Origin of the sequence: Ochrobactrum sp. EDr1-4 (genome assembly GCF_049199085.1) — a bacterium.
Lineage (GTDB): Bacteria > Pseudomonadota > Alphaproteobacteria > Rhizobiales > Rhizobiaceae > Brucella.
In genome coordinates this window covers 1-1170 of record NZ_JBLZOF010000030.1, presented here as the reverse complement: position 1 = coordinate 1170, position 1170 = coordinate 1, and the positions used below count along the sequence as shown (strand labels likewise).

The following is a 1170-nucleotide window of genomic DNA, read 5'->3' as shown; positions in this document are numbered from 1 at the left end:
TGGACTTCCCCTTCAAAAGTGGAGGGCTTCTGTTAGACAAAACTGACAGGAGACTTAGAATTGAAGCAGCGAGAATTTACAGAAGAGTTCAAACGCGAAGCCGTTCGGATTTTAACGACGAGTGGTCGAAGCATTTCGTCGGTTGCCGATGACCTCGGGATTGGTAAGTCAACGCTTGACCGTTGGCGGCGCAATTTTGCTGAGAAAGATCTGCTTTCTGGTCCGCATGAGGACATGAGCCAGGAGCTTGCCCGGCTTCGTAAAGAAAACGAGCTTCTACGCCAAGAACGAGATTTATTAAAAAAAGCGACGGCCTTCTTCGCTCGGGAGACAAGTCGATGAAATTTGCGTTCATCGACACGGAGAAGGCCCATATGTCTCTATCACGGCTATGTGCTTTCGCAGGCGTCAGCATCAGCGGCTATTATGCATGGAAGCATCGTTTGCCCAGTCGTCGTCAGCTTGATGACATGATTATTCTGGCTCACATTCGTAATCAGTTTGCACTGTCACGTGGAACCTATGGTAGCCCTCGAATGCATGTTGAACTGAATGAAGAATGCATTCGAGCAGGTCGTCACCGCACGGCGCGACTGAGTGCCAAGAAAATGATTTGAAAGCCCGGCAGAAAACGCGCTTCAAACGCACGACCGACAGCAATCATGGTGAGCCTGTCGCACCCAATCTTCTGGATCAGGACTTCACTTGTGACGGACCAGATCAGAAATGGGGTGTCGATATCAGTTACATATGGACCGCAGAAGGATGGCTGTATCTGGCAATCGTTGTCGATCTTTATTCTCGTCGCATCATTGGCTGGGAAGCGCGTGACCGAATGAAAAAGGACCTTGCTATCTGTGCTTTGAAGAAGGCCATTGCAATCCGGCAACCAAAGCCGGGTTTGATCCAGCATTCGGACAGGGGAAGCCAATATGCCAGTTATGAGTATCGTAAAATCCTCAAAGCGCACAGCATGCTTCCATCCATGAGCGGCAAAGGAAATTGTTACGATAATTCGATGGTGGAAACCGTCTTCAAAACGTTCAAGTCAGAACTGATATGGCGAACTGTGTTCTACACACGTAAGGATGCAATCAAAGCCATTGGCGAATACATTGACGGCTTCTATAATCCTGTGCGCAGACATTCTGCACTCGGGTATAAATCACC

At 48.7% G+C, this 1170-nt stretch carries 1 pseudogene; it reads left to right on the top strand.

Annotation, left to right across the window (positions count from 1 at the left end):
• Positions 1-42: 42 nt before the first annotated feature.
• Positions 43-1170 (top strand): annotated as a pseudogene (locus ACOZHT_RS24385) (IS3 family transposase); the annotation flags it as partial.